Annotated in this window: 20 protein-coding genes; 7 read left to right on the forward strand and 13 right to left on the reverse strand. The window is 63.4% G+C overall.

Features of this window, described 5'->3' with window-relative positions; translation table 11 throughout:
* Positions 1–33: 33 nt before the first annotated feature.
* The 3 genes from ltnD to rpiA form a co-directional block, all read right to left on the reverse strand.
* On the reverse strand, positions 34–924 hold the full coding sequence (gene ltnD / locus ABI660_RS00460; RefSeq protein ID WP_348063839.1) for an L-threonate dehydrogenase: 891 nt from the start codon (positions 922–924) through the stop codon (positions 34–36).
* A gap of 126 nt (positions 925–1,050) precedes the next feature.
* Positions 1,051–1,824, reverse strand: a complete 774-nt coding sequence (locus ABI660_RS00465; protein WP_348063841.1) for a FadR/GntR family transcriptional regulator — start codon at positions 1,822–1,824, stop codon at positions 1,051–1,053.
* A 56-nt stretch (positions 1,825–1,880) separates the two neighbouring features.
* Positions 1,881–2,552, reverse strand: a complete 672-nt coding sequence (gene rpiA / locus ABI660_RS00470) for a ribose-5-phosphate isomerase RpiA (RefSeq protein WP_348063843.1) — start codon at positions 2,550–2,552, stop codon at positions 1,881–1,883.
* 83 nt (positions 2,553–2,635) lie between these two features.
* Between rpiA and ABI660_RS00475 the strand changes: the two genes are divergently transcribed.
* Genes ABI660_RS00475 through ABI660_RS00485 form a run of 3 tightly spaced genes read left to right on the forward strand, consistent with a single transcriptional unit; the run spans position 2,636 to position 5,744 of the window.
* Complete coding sequence (locus tag ABI660_RS00475; protein WP_348063845.1) at positions 2,636–3,688, forward strand: quinone-dependent dihydroorotate dehydrogenase; 1,053 nt, start codon at positions 2,636–2,638, stop codon at positions 3,686–3,688.
* Between the two features lie 57 nt (positions 3,689–3,745).
* A complete protein-coding gene (locus ABI660_RS00480) occupies positions 3,746–5,080 on the forward strand; it encodes a potassium transporter TrkG (RefSeq protein ID WP_348063847.1) in 1,335 nt (444 codons plus the stop codon).
* The gene (locus tag ABI660_RS00485) at positions 5,070–5,744 is read left to right on the forward strand and encodes a TrkA family potassium uptake protein (protein ID WP_348063849.1); all 675 of its coding nucleotides are present in this window, start codon (positions 5,070–5,072) and stop codon (positions 5,742–5,744) included. The genes ABI660_RS00480 and ABI660_RS00485 overlap by 11 nt, the downstream gene beginning before the upstream one ends.
* A 27-nt stretch (positions 5,745–5,771) precedes the next feature.
* Here ABI660_RS00485 and ABI660_RS00490 read toward each other — a convergent pair whose 3' ends face one another.
* The 3 genes from ABI660_RS00490 to ABI660_RS00500 all read right to left on the reverse strand — a co-directional run bounded on the left by ABI660_RS00490 (position 5,772) and on the right by ABI660_RS00500 (position 6,902).
* Positions 5,772–6,203 carry a helix-turn-helix domain-containing protein gene (locus ABI660_RS00490; protein WP_348063851.1) on the reverse strand — a complete coding sequence of 144 codons (432 nt, stop codon included), beginning with the start codon at positions 6,201–6,203 and terminating at the stop codon, positions 5,772–5,774.
* A gap of 199 nt (positions 6,204–6,402) precedes the next feature.
* Positions 6,403–6,660, reverse strand: a complete 258-nt coding sequence (locus tag ABI660_RS00495) for a hypothetical protein (RefSeq protein ID WP_348063853.1) — start codon at positions 6,658–6,660, stop codon at positions 6,403–6,405.
* Between the two features lie 23 nt (positions 6,661–6,683).
* Positions 6,684–6,902 (reverse strand): SlyX family protein, encoded by a 219-nt coding sequence (locus tag ABI660_RS00500; RefSeq protein ID WP_348063855.1) that lies wholly within the window; start codon positions 6,900–6,902, stop codon positions 6,684–6,686.
* Positions 6,903–7,029: 127 nt separating this feature from the next.
* Between ABI660_RS00500 and ABI660_RS00505 the strand changes: the two genes are divergently transcribed.
* Positions 7,030–7,281: a GlsB/YeaQ/YmgE family stress response membrane protein gene (locus ABI660_RS00505; RefSeq protein ID WP_348063857.1), complete on the forward strand. Its 252-nt coding sequence runs from the start codon at positions 7,030–7,032 to the stop codon at positions 7,279–7,281.
* Between the two features lie 9 nt (positions 7,282–7,290).
* On the opposite strand, the gene xth is transcribed toward ABI660_RS00505, so the two are convergent.
* The 6 genes from xth to ABI660_RS00535 form a co-directional block, all read right to left on the reverse strand.
* Positions 7,291–8,097 (reverse strand): exodeoxyribonuclease III, encoded by an 807-nt coding sequence (gene xth, locus ABI660_RS00510; protein ID WP_348063859.1) that lies wholly within the window; start codon positions 8,095–8,097, stop codon positions 7,291–7,293.
* A 15-nt stretch (positions 8,098–8,112) separates the two neighbouring features.
* Entirely contained in the window at positions 8,113–8,334 is a 222-nt protein-coding gene (locus tag ABI660_RS00515; protein ID WP_348063861.1) for a hypothetical protein, read from the reverse strand.
* A 182-nt stretch (positions 8,335–8,516) separates the two neighbouring features.
* Positions 8,517–9,620, reverse strand: coding sequence for an NAD(P)/FAD-dependent oxidoreductase (locus tag ABI660_RS00520; protein WP_348063863.1), 1,104 nt, complete (start codon positions 9,618–9,620; stop codon positions 8,517–8,519).
* Complete coding sequence (locus ABI660_RS00525) at positions 9,620–10,660, reverse strand: histone deacetylase family protein (protein WP_348063865.1); 1,041 nt, start codon at positions 10,658–10,660, stop codon at positions 9,620–9,622. Before ABI660_RS00525 ends, ABI660_RS00520 begins: the two co-directional genes overlap by 1 nt.
* A 31-nt stretch (positions 10,661–10,691) precedes the next feature.
* Positions 10,692–11,540, reverse strand: coding sequence for an N-formylglutamate amidohydrolase (locus tag ABI660_RS00530; protein ID WP_348063867.1), 849 nt, complete (start codon positions 11,538–11,540; stop codon positions 10,692–10,694).
* A gap of 123 nt (positions 11,541–11,663) precedes the next feature.
* Positions 11,664–12,623 carry a tripartite tricarboxylate transporter substrate binding protein BugE gene (locus tag ABI660_RS00535; RefSeq protein ID WP_348063869.1) on the reverse strand — a complete coding sequence of 320 codons (960 nt, stop codon included), beginning with the start codon at positions 12,621–12,623 and terminating at the stop codon, positions 11,664–11,666.
* 127 nt (positions 12,624–12,750) lie between these two features.
* Here ABI660_RS00535 and ABI660_RS00540 point away from each other — a divergent pair, with 127 nt between their 5' ends.
* Positions 12,751–13,647, forward strand: coding sequence for a LysR substrate-binding domain-containing protein (locus ABI660_RS00540; RefSeq protein WP_348063871.1), 897 nt, complete (start codon positions 12,751–12,753; stop codon positions 13,645–13,647).
* Between the two features lie 31 nt (positions 13,648–13,678).
* The gene (locus ABI660_RS00545) at positions 13,679–14,167 is read left to right on the forward strand and encodes a GNAT family N-acetyltransferase (protein ID WP_348063873.1); all 489 of its coding nucleotides are present in this window, start codon (positions 13,679–13,681) and stop codon (positions 14,165–14,167) included.
* A gap of 40 nt (positions 14,168–14,207) precedes the next feature.
* On the opposite strand, the gene ABI660_RS00550 is transcribed toward ABI660_RS00545, so the two are convergent.
* Complete coding sequence (locus ABI660_RS00550) at positions 14,208–14,924, reverse strand: SIMPL domain-containing protein (protein WP_348063874.1); 717 nt, start codon at positions 14,922–14,924, stop codon at positions 14,208–14,210.
* Positions 14,925–15,202: 278 nt separating this feature from the next.
* Here ABI660_RS00550 and ompR point away from each other — a divergent pair, with 278 nt between their 5' ends.
* Positions 15,203–15,940 carry a two-component system response regulator OmpR gene (gene ompR / locus ABI660_RS00555; RefSeq protein ID WP_348063876.1) on the forward strand — a complete coding sequence of 246 codons (738 nt, stop codon included), beginning with the start codon at positions 15,203–15,205 and terminating at the stop codon, positions 15,938–15,940.
* Positions 15,941–15,977 lie beyond the last annotated feature (37 nt).

The following is a 15,977-nucleotide window of genomic DNA, read 5'->3' on the forward strand; positions in this document are numbered from 1 at the left end:
GGTTGAGAGGTTCCACCCTGCGCTCAGTGCTGCTCATGGTTTCTTGGGCAACTCGATGCCCGGGAAAATCTTGATCACTGCGCTGTCATCTTCTTTCGCAAAACCGGCCGTCGATGCCTGCATGAACATCTGGTGCGCGGTCGATGACAGCGGCAAGGGAAACTTGCTGGCACGCGCCATGTCGAGCACGAGGCCGAGGTCTTTCACGAAGATGTCTACCGCCGAGAGCGGCGTGTAGTCGGCCGCCAGCACATGGGCCATGCGGTTTTCAAACATCCAGCTGTTACCGGCGCTGTGGGTGATGACCTCGTACAGCGCGGCCGGGTCCACGCCTTCGCGCAGGCCCAGCGCCATGGCTTCGGCAGCTGCGGCGATGTGCACACCAGCCAGCAGCTGGTTGATGATCTTGACCTTGCTTCCGGCACCGGCCGCATCACCCAGCTTGTAGACCTTGGCGGCCATCGCGTTGAGCACGGGTTCCGCCTTCGCATACGCTGCCTGCGCGCCGGACGTCATCATCGTCATCTCGCCGCTGGCGGCTTTGGCCGCACCGCCGGAGATGGGCGCGTCGATGTAGAGTAGGCCCAGACCGTTCAGCCGTTTTTCCAGCGCCATCGACCAGTTCGGGTCAACGGTGGAACACATCACAAACACGCTGCCGGGCTTCATGGCCGCCGCGCAGCCGCCGGGGCCGAACAGCACGGCCTCGGTCTGCGCCGCGTTGACCACCACCGACACCAGCACATCGCAGGTGGCGCCCAGTTCGGCCAGCGAAGCGCAGGCCACACCGCCGCCTTCGGCGAAAGCTTCTGCCGCTTCCGGCCGCACATCAAACACGCGCACTTGGTAACCGGCGCGGCGCAGCGACTGCGCCATGCCGCTGCCCATGGCACCGAGGCCTATCACTCCTGCAACAAGGTTCATTTCACTCACTCCCGCGTCGGGTACCGTGCTTCAACATTTATTCATATTGTTATCATACGACTTACAAGGAAGTACTTCCATTATTTTGGGAGCAGCACCACCCAACGCGCAGGGCTTAGCAAGCGTTCAGTGCGGGATGGCCTGGGGTAGCAGTGCACTGGCCAGCTGAACACCCTCCTGCTGCCAGAAAGCCGGATCAGCCTGCTCGATGCGACGAATCGCGTTGTCCATATGGCGGGCCGCAGCCTGGCGCGCCTTAACGGCGTCGCCGGCCTCGATGGCCTGGACAATCGCTTCGTGTTCTGCCCGCACCTGCCTGGCAAAGTCAGCCCGGCGCGCTTCGTTGGCCCGGGTGACACGCGTGACGCCGCGCAGGAACTGGCGCAGGTAGTCCAGGGTGCTGATGAGAAACGGGTTTTGCGCCGAGTCTGCAATCGCGCGATGGTAGTTCACGTCTTCCTCGGCACCATCGCCGCCGGCCTTGACCGCCTTGTCAAGCGCAGCCATCGCCTGGCGGATGCGTTTGACGTCAGCTGCTGTGCGGCGCTGCGCGGCCAGCGCGGCTACTTCGGCCTCCAGTGCGCGGCGCACCTCCACCATCTGGACAACGGCCTGCTTTGACGCGGCGGAACGCATGTCGAAATTCAGCGGCGCAAACGCGGCACGACGCACAAACACCCCGCTGCCCTGGCGCGACTCCACCAGGCCCAGCGACTTCAGGCGCGAGACGGCCTCGCGCACCACCGTGCGGCTGACGGCGAACTGCTCGGCCAGCGCTGCCTCTGTCGGCAACTTGTCGCCCGCCGCGGGCCGCCCTGCGCGGATTTCAGCCGACAGCGCCTCGGCCACCCGTTCTGACAGATGAATACCGGGCGTGATGGACTGGAAACGATGCGTCATGGGGCCTGAAATTTGTCGTACAACTCTACAACATCCGGCCCGCCGCTTGCGGAGGTTTAAAACACCAGCGTCCTGACGCCAGTTTCCGTGCCCAGCAGGCAGACATGCGCTTTCTGAAAAGCAAACACGCCAACAGTCACCACCCCGGGCCACTGGTTGACCTGGGACTCGAAGGCCAGCGGCTCGCTGATCTTCAGGCCGGTCACGTCCAGAATGTGCTGGCCGTTGTCAGTGACCAGCGGCGTGCCGTTTTTCAGGCGCACGGTGGCCGTGCCGCCAAGTGCTTCAAACTGCCGCCGGATGCGTTGCGCCGCCATGGGAATGACTTCCACCGGTACCGGAAAGTGGCCCAAGGTCTGAACCAGCTTGGACTCGTCGGCAATGCAGACAAACTTGCGCGACTGGGCGGCCACGATTTTTTCGCGCGTCAGAGCCGCCCCACCGCCCTTGATCATGTGGCCCGCGTGGTCGATCTCGTCGGCGCCGTCGATGTACACCGCCAGCTCTTCCACATCGGCCGCCTCAAACACCGTGATGCCCAGCGCCTGCAGGCGCTCGGTAGAGGCCACCGAGCTGGAGACCGCGCCGGCAATCGTGTCCTTGATGCCGGCCAGCGCGTCGATGAACTTGTTGACGGTGGAGCCGGTGCCGACACCGACGATGCTGCCGGGCTCGACATAGCTGAGGGCGGCCTGGCCGACCAGTGTTTTGAGTTCGTCTTGTGTCATGGGTGATAAGGTTGGAAGCTTGCTGGGTTTTGCGACAATGCCAGGCGCACTGCACTATCGCCAAGAACAACTCAAATTATCCAATGTCCCTGCTGCCCTACGCCCTTGCCCGCCCTATTTTATTTGGGCTGGACCCGGAAACCGCCCACGAACTGACCATGGCCTCGCTGGCCCGCACCCAGGGCACACCGCTGGCATGGGCCTACTGCTCGGGCCGTGTTGACGATCCGGTCGAGCTGGCCGGGCTGAAGTTCGCCAACCGCGTGGGCCTGGCCGCCGGGCTGGACAAAAACGCGCGCTGCATCGACGGCCTGGCCGCCATGGGTTTCGGGTTCGTTGAGGTCGGCACCGTCACGCCCAAAGCCCAGCCGGGCAACCCCAAGCCGCGCATGTTCCGCCTGCCGCAGGCTAACGCGCTGATCAACCGCCTGGGCTTCAACAATGACGGGCTGGATGCTTTCATTGCCAATGTGCAGAAGTCCAGCTTTCGCCGCCAGAACGTCAAACACCCTTTGCTGCTGGGCCTGAACATCGGCAAAAACGCGGCGACACCGATTGAAAACGCGGTCGATGACTACCTGCTCTGCCTGGACGGCGTTTACCCGCACGCCGACTATGTGACCGTCAACATTTCCAGCCCAAACACCAAAAACCTGCGCGCGCTGCAAAGCGACGAGGCGCTGGACGCCCTGCTGGGCCGCATCGCCGAGCGGCGCGAAAGCCTGGTCAAAGAGCACAGCAAGCGCGTGCCGATTTTTGTGAAAATTGCGCCCGACCTCGACGAGGCCCAGGTGGACGTGATCGCCGCAACGCTCAAGCGCCACGGCATGGACGGCGTGGTGGCGACCAACACCACCCTGAGCCGCGAGGCCGTCAAAGGCCTGCCCCATGCCGAGGAAGCCGGCGGCCTGAGCGGCGCGCCGGTGCTGGCCGCCAGCAACCGCGTGATCGGCCAGCTGCGCGCTGCACTCGGCAAAGGCTTTCCCATCATCGGCGTGGGCGGCATCATGAGTGGCGCGGACGCGGTGTCCAAAATCCAGGCCGGCGCCGATGTGGTGCAGATTTACACCGGGCTGATCTACAAGGGGCCGGAGCTGGTCACCGAAGCTGCACTTTCGATCAAAAAGAGCCTCTAGCCCAATAGGTACAAGCGAAAGCAGCTATCAAATAGAGAGCAAATTGACAGGTCATCCTTGAAGATCAATTTTGCCCATCCTGCCTCCGTGCTGGTGCTGTCGTTTCTGGCGGTGATCATCCTCGGCACCGCCCTGCTGATGTTGCCACTGTCGCACGCCGGCAGCGAGGTTGCGCCACTGCTGACGGCGCTGTTCACGGCTACCTCGGCGGTCTGCGTGACAGGCCTGGTCCTGGTCGATACCGGCACCTACTGGAGCAGCGCCGGGCAAGTGATCATCATGGCCCTGTTTCAGCTGGGGGGCTTCGGCATGATGACCTCTGCCACCCTGATGGGCCTGCTCATCAGCGGGCAGATGCGCCTGCGCACCCGGCTTTTGCTGCAGGCGGAAACCCATTCACTGGCGCTGGGCGACGTCAAGAGCGTGGCCAAACTCGTGCTGTGGGTCACCCTGGTCATGGAATTGGCCGTGGCCGCCGCGCTGACCCTGCGTTTTGCGCTGAGCTACGGCATGCCCTGGGATGAGGCGGCATGGCATGGCCTGTTTCACGCGGTTTCCGCGTTCAACAACGCCGGCTTTTCCACCTGGGGCGACAGCGTGATGCGTTTTGTGAGCGACGCCTTCGTCCTCGGGCCGTTGATGGTCGCGATCATCGTGGGCGGCCTGGGCTTTCCGGTCTTGCACGAACTGATGGTCGAACGCGGCAGCCGCCGGCCGCAGTGGTCCATGCACGCTGTCCTGACCGTCTGGGGCTCCGTCGCGCTGATCGTGGCCGGGACGCTGATCATTTTCCTTGCCGAAATGAACAACACGAAAACACTGGCACCCCTGGGCTGGGCCGACAAGGGCCTGGCGGCGCTTTTTACCTCGGTGTCCGCACGCACCGCGGGTTTCAACGCCATTGATATCGGTGGCTTGAACACCGAGTCGCTGGCGCTGCACTACACGCTCATGTTCATTGGCGGTGGCAGCGCGGGGACGGCGGGCGGCGTCAAGGTCACCACCTTTTTCGTGCTGGTGCTGGTCGTCTGGAATGAAATCCGCGGCCATCGCGATGTCGAGTTTCGCGGCAGGCGCATTGCCACCTCGGTGCAACGCCAGGCACTGACCGTCCTGACCCTGAGCGCCGCCATGGTCAGCCTGGCCGTGCTGCTCATCCTGCCGCTGACGCCGCTCCCCTATGAAAAAGTGTTGTTCGAGGTGATTTCCGCCTTCGGCACCGTGGGCCTGTCTACCGGCATCACCGCGGATCTGGTGCCCGGCGCCCAGGCCATCATCATCGCGCTGATGTTCATAGGACGCGTGGGCGTGGTCACTCTGGCCGTGGCCCTAGCAACCAACCAGATGCGGCGCAATTATCGTTACCCTGAGGAGACACCCATTGTTGGATAAACAGAAGAAAACTGCATCAGGCAGTGTTGCCGTCATCGGGCTCGGCCGGTTCGGAACCGGCGTGGCCAAATCGCTGGTGGCGCTGGGCCACGATGTGCTGGCCATCGAACACGATGCCGACACGGTCCAGACGCTTTCCGATGTCCTGCCGCACGTGGTTCAGGCGGACGCCACCGATGTGGAAACCTTGAGGCAACTGGGTGTTCAGGATTTTTCGCACGCCGTGGTGAGCATCGGCGACAACCTGGAGGCCAGCGTGCTGACGGTTCTCAACCTCAGCCAGCTGGGCGTCAAGGACATCTGGTGCAAGGCAAACAACCCGCAGCACGGCCGGATCGCGGAACGTGTGGGTGCCCACCATGTGGTTTACCCCGAGGCAGACATGGGTGAACGGGTGGCCCATCTGGTGACCGGCAAGATGATCGACTTCATCGAGTTCGACGATGGTTTCGCTATTGCCAAAACCCGCGCTCCCATGGAAACGCACGGCAAAACCCTGGCGCAGTCCGATGTGCGCAAGCGCCACGGGATCACCGTGGTAGGCATCAAGCGCCGCCACGAGGATTTTGTCTATGCCAAGGCAGACACCGGGGTCAAGCCGGGCGACCACCTGATCGTGGCAGGCCCGACACGCATGGTGGAGCGTTTCGCCGCGCTGTACTGACCGGCCGCCGATGCCTGTGCAGCTTGACTACCCAGCCAGCAGCTTGGCTGCTTCCTGCTTGCCCATTTTCCTCAGGCTGGCAATCGCCGGCAGCTGGCTGGCCCGGGGGCGGGTCTTGCCGTCTTCCCATTTGTAGACGGACTGCGCCGACACGTTGAGAATTTTCGCCACAGCCGCGGCGGACAGGCCGAGCCGCTGCCGCTGGGCGGCAAATCCTTTGGCGCTGAAACGCAGGCCGCTGCCGGTTTTTTCTTCCGGTTCGGCGGAGGCAGGCCCCCTTTTGCCCGATTTGAGCAGGCGGTTGAGCTGTTTTTCGAGGGTCAGCACACGCCTTTTCAGGGCGGCGATATCGGTGCGGTATTGCGAAGACGCCTTTTTCAGCGGCTGCGATTCGGCGCGTGCATCCTTGCGCGCGACGCGCGAGATTTCTGCCTTCAGAACGGTTGCGATATTGGGCACGTCAATAAACTCCTGATGGAATGGGCAAATGGCTTCTCCTCCAATTGTAGGAGGCGCGAACCGTGGGCAGCATAGCAGGCCAGATCCGCTGCACTGGCTCCCACCCGAAAATACTACACAATTGATAGCTGCTTGCGCCCGCCGGGTCTGGGCTGGAGGCCAATTAAGTCATTAATCGGGCGCCGCCACATACAAGCACTCAATCGGGCACAAAACGTTCCTTGAACCTCAGCTCGTCTTCAAGCAGCTCCAGCGTGACGAGTTGCCCCATCTTGTTGTCGGCCAGCCGGCAGGCTGCAAACAGGCTGTGCTTGCCCTTCAGGTTGTAGCTGTCCATGTCAATCAGCATGTAGGGGTAAGGCACAAACACCCGGTGCAGGAAGATGGTGCGGTGCCGGTTGCGCGGTGACGGGAAAAGCTTGTAGTCGTCGGTAGTGATGCTTTTTGCGGTGGCCATGCGTTGTGTTGCCTGGAAGGCGTTCAGTAATGCGGCGGCAGGTCGTCGCCGGGGCGGGCCAGCGGGCCGGGGCCTGCCTCGGGCAACTGCTCGCGCAACTGGCCGACTTCGCGCATCAACAGGTCAATTTGCTGCTGCTGGCGGACGATGACCTGATTCAGCTCGTCCAGCAGGTCTTCGCTGAAGCTGGCCTTGATTTCCAGCTCGGTCAGGCGTTTTTCAATCTCTTGTTCGGTATCCATGGTCTGTATTGGACACGAGTTTCGCCGGTGCCCTGCTGCTTTCCTACATGCGAACACGCTGGTGTCCTCTGCTGGCGACCGGGGTGGCACTGCATCATCAAACCCTTTCACCAACAGGACAAAGCTCATGGGTATTCTCTGGACCATTCTGATCGGATTCATCGTCGGCTTGGTCGCCAAGTTCCTGATGCCGGGGCGCGATCCCGCAGGCTTCATCATCACGGTGCTGATCGGCATTGTGGGATCGGTCATCGCGACCTATCTGGGCCGCGGCCTGGGCTGGTACCAGGTGGGCGAATCGGCGGGCTTCATTGCGGCCGTGCTGGGCGCCATGATCCTGCTTTTCATCTACCGCCTGGTGACCGGCAAACGCGGCTAACCCTGAGCCTTACCTGCGCTTCGCAGCCGCTGCCCGACCAGCCGGTGCGTCCAGCGTCACCCACACGGGCGCATGGTCGCTCGCATGTTCCTCGCCACGCACCCAGCTGTCCACGCCGGCCGCCTGCAGGCGCGGCGCGAGTCCTGCGTTGAGCAGCACATGGTCGATGCGCAGCCCGGCATTGCGCTTCCAGTGCTGGCGAAAATAATCCCAGAAGGTGTAGATGCGCTCATCGGGATGCAGGTGACGCAGGCTGTCCACCCAGCCCTGTCCCAGCAGTTCCTCATAGGCGGTCCGGCTTTCGGGTTGCAGCAGCGCGTCTTTTCGCCAGGACTTCGGGTCGTAGATATCGAAGTCAGTCGGCACCACATTGAAGTCGCCGGCCAGCACCGCCGGATGGCCTGAGCCGTACAGCGCTTGCGCATGCTGCTGCAGACGCTTGAACCAGGCCAGCTTGTAGTCGAACTTCGGGCCCGGCTGCGGATTGCCGTTGGGCAGGTAAAGGCAGGCGACGATGATACCGTTCACCGCAGCCTCCAGGTAGCGGCTCTGCTCGTCCTGCAGGTCGCCCGGCAGCTCGCGCCGTATTTCGAGCGGCGCTGCATCTTTCGAAAGAATGGCCACGCCATTCCATGAACGCTGGCCTTTCCACAAGGCGTGGTAGCCGGCCTCGCGCAGCTCGGGATGGGGAAAGGCGCAGTCCAGCGCCTTGAGTTCCTGCAGGCAAACCACGTCGGGCGCGGCCCGGTGCAGCCAGGCCAGCAAGTTGGGCAGACGTGCCTTGATGCCGTTGACGTTGAAAGTGGCCAGCTTCATCGGCACGGCCTGCGGCTATTTGCCGGGCTGGCGGCGGAAGGCCTCGGCGCCACCGCTGCCGCCGCCGTCTGCAAAGTCGTGGTGTTCGAGCTTGCCGTCACCGGGTCGCAGCGGAACTTCGATCAACGTGCTGGCGCTGTTCTCTCCAATATCGCTGGGCGCTGGTGCGGACGCGGTGGGTGCGTCGCCGGTTTTGGCATGTTTGGCGCGCGTGGGGCTGGTCTTGCTGTTGGGCATGGCGGTTCCTTCGTTCGATGCCTGTCACTGCCTGCGACCTTAAACCCGGCACCTGGGCCGCTTTGTCGGACAAGGCCGCAAGCTGCGGCCCCGCCCCTTGCAGCCCGCGCGAGCTTCTTCCTGTTGGTCACTCAAAATCAAATGAAAAATGCCTGCAGCCCTTATGCAACGGGCGCAGACAGCTATGCTTTTTGTAGCAGCTCGCCGACATGGCGGCCAATGGCCAACGAGCTCGTCAAGCCGGGCGACTCGATGCCGAACAGGTTGACCAGTCCCGGCACGCCATGCACGGCCGGGCCCTGGATCAGGAAGTCCCGGGCAGCCTCGGTGGACGACTGGATCTTCGGGCGGATGCCGGCATAACCGGGGATCAGCGCGCCATCGGGCAGGTTCGGCCAATATTTGCGCACCTCGGCGTAAAACGCTTCGCCGCGCCGCGGGTCCACCACCAGGTCGTCGGGCGAGTCCACCCACTGCACGTCGGGCCCGAACTTGGCCTGTCCGCCCAGGTCAATGGTCAGGTGCACGCCCAGCCCCGCCGCCTCGGGTACCGGGTAGATCAGCCGGCTGAAAGGCGAACGCCCGGACAAGGTGAAGTAGTTGCCCTTGGCGTAGTGGCTGGGCGGCACATGCTGCACGTCAAGCCCCTCGAAACGCCGCGCCAGCGCCTGCGCATGCAGGCCGGCGGCGTTGACCACGGTTCGGGCCGCCAGCTCGGTGCCGTCTTCTGCTATCAGAACCATAGCTGATGGCGCGCATACCGCCTGGGCCAGCGGTGAATTAAGCACTACGATTCCGCCTGCGTTCTCCAGGTCGCCCTGCAGCGCCAGCATCAGCGCGTGGCTGTCCACAATGCCGGTGCTCGGCGACTGCACCGCCGCCACGCAATCCAGTGCGGGCTCCAGCACCTGCGCCTCTTCGCGCGTGAGCAGCACCAGGTCATGCACGCCATTGGCTGCCGCCTTGCCGATGATGGCCTGGAGCTGGGGAATCTGCGATGCATGCGTGGCAACAATCAGCTTGCCGCAGCGGCTGTGGCCGACGCCACGCTCCGCGCAATAGCTGTACAGCAAGCCTTTGCCTTCCACACACAGCCGCGCCTTCAGCGAGCCCTGCGTGTAATAGATGCCGGCGTGGATCACCTCGCTGTTGCGCGAGCTGGTGCCCGTGCCTATGCCGTCAGCGCTTTCCAGCACCATCACCTCGCGCCCCTGCAGCGCCAGCGCACGCGCCACCGCCAGCCCGACGACGCCCGCACCTATCACCACCACGTCCACGCGGTCCATCAATAGCCCTGTTCAAAACCGTCGATGACCTGGACCGCATTGCTGCCCAGCGCCTCGGCCGCGTAGCCGCCCTCCAGCACAAACACCGTCGGCAAACCGAGCGCGGCCAAGCGCCGGCCCAGCCGGTAGAAGTCGGCCGGCCGCAGCGTAAAGGTGGAAATCGGGTCGTCCTCGAAGGTGTCCAGCCCCAGCGACACCACCAGCGCCTGGGCGCCGTGTTTCGCGATGCGCAGGCAGCCCTGCTCCAGCGCGTCAAACCACACACCCACCGAGGAGCCCGCGGGCAGCGGCAGGTTGACGTTGAAGCCCTGCCCGGCGCCCTCGCCTGTTTCATCGGCATGGCCCAGGTAAAAAGGGTATTCAGTGCGCGGGTCGCCATGCAGGCTGACAAACAGCACGTCGGCGCGATCGTAAAAAATGCTTTGTGTGCCGTTGCCGTGGTGGTAGTCCACGTCAAGCACCGCCACACGGTCTGCACCGCCGTTGCGCAAGGCCTGCGCCGCGACGGCGGCATTGTTCAGGAAGCAGTAACCCCCCATGAAGTCGGCGCCGGCATGGTGGCCGGGCGGACGGCTGCAGCAGAACACTGCCGCAGCGCCCTCCGACAGCAAGGCCGCCGCACTGGCAGCCGCGTCCGCCCCGGCCTTGGCGGCGGCCCAGGTGCCGGCCGTCAGCGGCGAGCCGTTGTCCATCGAGTACAGCCCCAGGCGCGCGGTGAAGTTGGCGGGCTCCACATCGCTGCGCAGGGTGCGCACAGGCCAGACCGAGGGAAAGGGCTGGCGCGCGGCATTGGCGGCGTCCTGTGCCAGCCAGTCGCCCCAGGCGTTTTCCAGAAAGGCCAGGTAACGCGCACTATGCACCTGGCCCAGCAGCGCGCGGCTGTCGGCATGCGGCTCGCGCAGCGCGTGGCCGCCCTGCAGCAGGCACTCTTTCACAAACGCGGCACGCGCCGGGGTCTCGAAACAGGGCACACGTTCGCCGCGGAAAAACTCAAAAGCCGGCGCATGAAGCGCGTGGCGTTCGCTGAAAAGGGTAATCATCGCCGGGATTATCCGCGAGCCCTGCCAGGACTTACAGCTTGCGTGGATCGGTTTGCAGCAGCAACTGCACCAGCGACAGCAGGCTGGCTTTCAAAGGTACGGCCCCCTCGTGCATTTCCAGTGTCTGCTCGTCCATGTAGAGCTTGCGATTGATCTCAACCTGGATGCTGTGGCGCTGCTGCAGCGGCTCGCCATAGCGGCGCACCAGTTCCACGCCCTTGTAGGGGTGGTTGAGAGAAACGCTGTAACCCCGGCTTTCGAGGTGCGCACATACCAGTCGGGCCAGCGAGCCGCTGGAGGTGGAGCCGTCGCGGTTGCCGATCACGAAGTCGGCATGCACCTCCCCGGGAAATTCGGTGGCGTGGCTGGACGCCACGGCCGGCATCGAGTGGCAATTGAGGTGAATGGTGTAGCCGTGCCGCTGGTGCGCACTGTCAATCGCCTGCGCCACAGCTGCGTGGTAGGGCTCCCAGCAGCGCGCAATACGCGCCTGCACTTCGGCCACGCTGAGCTTGCGCTGGTAGATCGGCACGCCGTCGTCTGTGGTGCGCCAGACCAGCCCTTTGCCGAGCCGGACTTTGCCCATCACCTTGGCGTCGGTGGCCACGGCTTCGGGCCAGGCTTCGTCAAACAGGCTGACGTCGATCTCGGTGGTGTCGCGGTTGGCGTCAAGGTAGCTGCGCGGGAAAAAAGCCTCCACCCAGCTTGTGCCGAGCGCGGGCGCGAAGTCGTACAGCTTTTCGACATGCGTGTCCTCGGCTCGGCGCAGGGTCTGCAGTTCGCAGGCATGGCCAAAGTCGTCGGGGTAGGCGGTCCCGCTGTGGGGTGAATCGAGCACCAGGGGTGTGGTGCCGGGCAGGTAGCGGAGAAATGGAGTCATGCTTCGATTGTGATCGGGTCGGCACCCGCGGGGTCGGCCATCTCGGCCAAGGCCACATTGCGGCCGGGGTGCATGGGAGACGGCCGCACCGCGATGGCGGGTGCGAACCGGCTGGGCGTCAGATCAGTCGAGGCTGATTTTTGCGAACTTCGCGATGCGCTGCATCTTGTCGATTTCCTTCCCGATCTGGGCCGCAAATGCGGCCGGCGAAGACCCGGAAGCAAACAGGCCTTGGGCCGACAGCTTGGTGCTGACACCCGGCTCCTGCAGGGCCTTGACAACCGCCTGCTGGAGGCGGCTGGTCACCGCGGGTGCGGTGCCCGCGGGCGCGACCAGGCCGAACCAGGACGGGTCGTTGCTGGACGGCAGGGAGAGTTCGGCATAGGTCGGCGTGTTCGGCAGCACCTCCAGGCGCTTGTCCCATGACACCGCGATGGCGCGCAGCTTGCCGGACTGAATGAAAGGCAGCGAGGCGGCCACCTGGTCGAAGTACACCATCACCTGTCCGCCGACCACGTCGTTGAGGGCCGGGCCGGCGCCGCGGTAGGGAATGTGGACCATGAAGGTGCCAGTCGCGCTCTTGAACAGTTCGCCCCACATATGGCCGATGGTGCCATTGCCCGGCGAGGCGTAGCTGAGCTTGCCAGGGTTGGCCTTGAGGTAGGCGATCAGTTCGGCGTAGTTTTTGACCGGCAGGGCGGCGTTGACCACCACCACACCGGGCGCCTTGACGAGCTCGGTAACGGCAACGAAGTCCTTGATCGGGTCATAGGGCAATTTCCGGTAGACGGCGGGATTGACACCGTGCGTCGAGAGGGTTGCCACACCCAGCGTCAGGCCGTCGGGTGCGGACTTGGCCACTTCGGCCATGCCAATGGAACCGCCGGCACCACCGCGGTTTTCAACAATGACGGGCTGGCCGAGAGCGCGTGCCAGTGGTTCGGATAGCACCCGCGCCGTGATGTCGGTTGCACCGCCCGGAGGAAAAGGGACCACAAGCCGCACGGGCTTGCCGGTTTGGGCCCAACCCAGTCCCGGGAGTAATGAGGTAACCGTCAATGCCATCAGGTGTCGTCGTTGCATATGAACTCCAAAAATTAAATTCTCGAATGATTGTGAACGATAGAACGTGATAGAACACCTTGGAGCCCCTGAAGTATTCGACTCAACCCATTCCACCACGGACTGAACCCGGCGATAGAATCGAGCCATGAAATGCCTGCAACCGCCGATTCATCTGCTCAAGGCCTTCACGGCCACCGCGCGTTTCGGCAGCGTTTCGCGCGCCAGCGAGGCGCTGCACCTGACCCAGAGCGCGGTCAGCAAACAGATCAGCGAGCTGGAGCAGATGACCGGCGTGCTGTTGTTTGAACGGATACGCCAGCGCCTGACACTGACACCTGCCGGCGTGCGCTATGAAGCGGCCATCCGGGCCCTGCTCGCGCAGTTGGAGGCCGCGACGCTGGACCTCATTACCAGCAGCGACGGGGGCGGTGCCCTGCACCTCTCGACGCTGCCCACCTTCGGCGCCAAATGGCTGATCCCGCGCCTGCCGGCGTTCCAGAAGGCGCATCCACGCATCGCGCTGCATTTTGTGCCCTACCTGCAGGGCTATGACTTCCAGCGCGCCGACCTGGACTGCTCCATCCTGTTCGGTAACGGCAACTGGCCGGGTACGGTGGCCGACTACCTGACAGGCCGCGATGTCGTGCTGATCGCGCCGTCCGCCGGGTCCGGCCGGCCGCGCCTGCGCAAGGCGCAGGACATTGCGGCCTTCACGCTGCTGCAGCATGTGAGTGTTCCGCATGCCTGGTCGCACTGGTGTGCGGCCCATGGGGTCAGCGGCGTCAATGCACTGGTGGGCCCGCAGCTGGACCAGTTCCACAGCCTGATCCGCGCGGTGATGGCCGGCATGGGCCTGGCGCTGGTGCCGCACTGCCTGGTCAAGGACGACATTGCCGCCGGGCTGGTGTCGGCCCCGCTCAAGGACGGCTACATGGACGACATGGGTTATTACCTGTGCTACCCGGAATCGCGCAGCCACCTCAAGCCGCTGATCAGCTTCCGGCAGTGGCTGCTGGACTCGGTGAACAAGGTGGATGGCTAAGTACACCCATAGGAAAGAAAGAAAAGCATCCATGAACATCAACATCCGCGAAGCGCAAGCATTCGACGCCGCCCTGATCCATGCCTTCATCGTCGAACTGGCTATTTATGAAAAAGCCGAACAAGAAGTCGTGGCCAGCGTGGCGGATATACAGGGCAGCCTGTTCGCGCCAGACTCCCCCGCACGGGCACTCATTTGCGCGGTCGACGGCCAGCCCGCGGGTTATGCGGTGTATTTCCTCAGCTATTCCACATGGCTGGGTCGCAAGGGCATGTACCTCGAAGACCTTTACATATCCCCCAAACTTCGCGGGGGAGGCGCCGGCAAACACTTGTTGCGCCACCTGGCCAAACTGGCCGCTGACAGCGGCTGCGGACGGCTGGAGTGGAGCGTGCTGGACTGGAATGAGCCCGCGATCGCGTTCTACCAATCACTGGGGGCCAAGCCGCAATCGGAGTGGGTGCGCTATCGCATGACCGGCCAAACCCTGAACGACTTCGCGCGCCAGGAAGTCAGATAAGGCCAGCCAGCCGCAGAGAAGCTGGCTGCCCTCTCATGGATCACTTCATCTGCACGAAACCCGACACATTCACCAGCACCGTGCTCTTGCCGGCCTCCACCGGAATGGAAGCATCCGACATGGAGGCTTTGGCTTCCATCGCCATCATGCGTGGCCGGATTGGGCCCTGGTCGTTGGCATTGACGGAGACTTCGCGCAGCGTGTAGCTGGAAAAACCAAAGCCCCTCGCAATTTCCGAGGCCTTGGCCTTGAACTGCTCAATCGCCTGGGCCTGTGCATCGCCCTCGACACGCGCACGTGCCTCGCGGCTCAGTGCAAAACCGACATTACCCATGGTCAACGTCTGGATCCTGCCGGCAGCCGCCGTGATGCGCGGAAAGTCCTTGCCCTCCAGCACCAGCTCCGTGCTGCCCTGCCAGCCATTGATCTTGCCGTCCTTGCCATGGCGCGGGTACAGGCTGAAGTTGCCGGTCCGCACGTCCATCAAGCCGGGCTGCGCGGTTTTTTTGGCTTCAGCCAGCGCGGCTTCGAGTGCCTGCCTGAGCTGGTTCTGCACTACGGCAGCATCCGTGCCATCGCGCGTGGTGCTCATCGCAATTGACAGCAAGTCCTGCTGCACCTCGACCGCGGCGCTGGCCGACAGCTGGGCGACGTTTTGCAACGGTGCGTAGGGCATGGGCATCACGTTCTGGGCGAACAGCCCGGTGCTGCCGGCCAGCAGCGCACAGGCAGCGATGAGTTGGATTGATTTTTTCAAGAAATGGCTTTCGGTTGAATAAAAGGAAAAAGAGGGGTACCGCGCGGACATACTGCACAGCAGACGAAACGATAGGCTGCTTTTTCGGTACACCGTGTCAGCATTGGTCGCCAATTGTTGTCATCCGCCACGCCGAGCGTGGCATTGGCGCGCATCTGCTTGTTATCTGGCTTGCCCTCGGCTGAAACTTCTGTAACAGTATGTCAAAGTAACCAAAAAAACTGGATTCTCCATTTTTAGCCCTCAAAATCGGCTCTGTTACAAATTACGATAGCCTTATGACACAAGCTAGCAATTCAACCCGAGCCGACAAGATTCTGATTCTGGACGATGACGCCCGCATCCGCGACCTGCTGCGCCGCTACCTCACGCAGGAAGGTTTCGAGGTCATCCTGGCTGAAGACAGCAAGGCCCTGAACCGCATCATGATGCGCGATGCCGTGGACCTGATCGTGCTGGACCTGATGATGCCCGGCGAAGACGGCCTGTCCATCTGCCGGCGCCTGCGTTCCGCCAACGACCGCACCCCCATCATCATGCTGACCGCCAAAGGCGAGGACGTGGACCGCATCGTCGGCCTGGAAGTCGGCGCCGACGACTACCTGGCCAAACCGTTCAACCCGCGCGAACTGCTGGCCCGCATCCACGCGGTGTTGCGCCGCCGGCCTGCGGTGGAGGTTCCTGGCGCGCCTTCGAGCGAGCAGGAAGTGGTCAACTTCGGCCCTTTCAGCTTCGACATGGGCTTGCGCACCCTGCAGAAAAACGGCGAAGAACTTCCGCTGACCACCGGCGAATTCGCCATGCTCAAGACCCTGGTGCGGCATCCGCGCCAGCCGCTGTCCCGCGAAAAGCTGGCGCAACTGGCACGCGGCCGCGAATTCGAGCCTTTTGACCGCAGCCTGGACGTACAGGTTTCGCGCCTGCGCAAGCTCATTGAGGTGGACGCTGCCGCGCCGCGCTACATCCAGACCGTCTGGGGCATAGGCTACGTCTTCGTGCCGGACGGCACAAGCTGAAGCGCCACTTGCTGCCGGACGCCAGATTCCCCTCAGG

The sequence above is a fragment of the Polaromonas sp. genome (genome assembly GCF_039930745.1).
GTDB lineage: Bacteria > Pseudomonadota > Gammaproteobacteria > Burkholderiales > Burkholderiaceae_C > Polaromonas.

Bases quoted from the DNA above. Each gene is read 5' to 3' on its own strand.
- ABI660_RS00520 (WP_348063863.1), bottom strand. From the start codon at position 9,620: ATGGACCGCGTGGACGTGGTGGTGATAGGTGCGGGCGTCGTCGGGCTG.
- ABI660_RS00465 (WP_348063841.1), bottom strand. From the start codon at position 1,824: ATGACGCATCGTTTCCAGTCCATCACGCCCGGTATTCATCTGTCAGAA.
- ABI660_RS00535 (WP_348063869.1), bottom strand. From the start codon at position 12,623: ATGCAACGACGACACCTGATGGCATTGACGGTTACCTCATTACTCCCG.
- ABI660_RS00545 (WP_348063873.1), top strand. From the start codon at position 13,679: ATGAACATCAACATCCGCGAAGCGCAAGCATTCGACGCCGCCCTGATC.
- ABI660_RS00500 (WP_348063855.1), bottom strand. From the start codon at position 6,902: ATGGATACCGAACAAGAGATTGAAAAACGCCTGACCGAGCTGGAAATC.
- ABI660_RS00540 (WP_348063871.1), top strand. From the start codon at position 12,751: ATGAAATGCCTGCAACCGCCGATTCATCTGCTCAAGGCCTTCACGGCC.
- ABI660_RS00475 (WP_348063845.1), top strand. From the start codon at position 2,636: ATGTCCCTGCTGCCCTACGCCCTTGCCCGCCCTATTTTATTTGGGCTG.
- rpiA (WP_348063843.1), bottom strand. From the start codon at position 2,552: ATGACACAAGACGAACTCAAAACACTGGTCGGCCAGGCCGCCCTCAGC.
- ABI660_RS00515 (WP_348063861.1), bottom strand. From the start codon at position 8,334: ATGCCCAACAGCAAGACCAGCCCCACGCGCGCCAAACATGCCAAAACC.
- ABI660_RS00530 (WP_348063867.1), bottom strand. From the start codon at position 11,540: ATGACTCCATTTCTCCGCTACCTGCCCGGCACCACACCCCTGGTGCTC.
- ABI660_RS00495 (WP_348063853.1), bottom strand. From the start codon at position 6,660: ATGGCCACCGCAAAAAGCATCACTACCGACGACTACAAGCTTTTCCCG.
- ltnD (WP_348063839.1), bottom strand. From the start codon at position 924: ATGAACCTTGTTGCAGGAGTGATAGGCCTCGGTGCCATGGGCAGCGGC.
- ABI660_RS00525 (WP_348063865.1), bottom strand. From the start codon at position 10,660: ATGATTACCCTTTTCAGCGAACGCCACGCGCTTCATGCGCCGGCTTTT.
- ompR (WP_348063876.1), top strand. From the start codon at position 15,203: ATGACACAAGCTAGCAATTCAACCCGAGCCGACAAGATTCTGATTCTG.
- xth (WP_348063859.1), bottom strand. From the start codon at position 8,097: ATGAAGCTGGCCACTTTCAACGTCAACGGCATCAAGGCACGTCTGCCC.
- ABI660_RS00505 (WP_348063857.1), top strand. From the start codon at position 7,030: ATGGGTATTCTCTGGACCATTCTGATCGGATTCATCGTCGGCTTGGTC.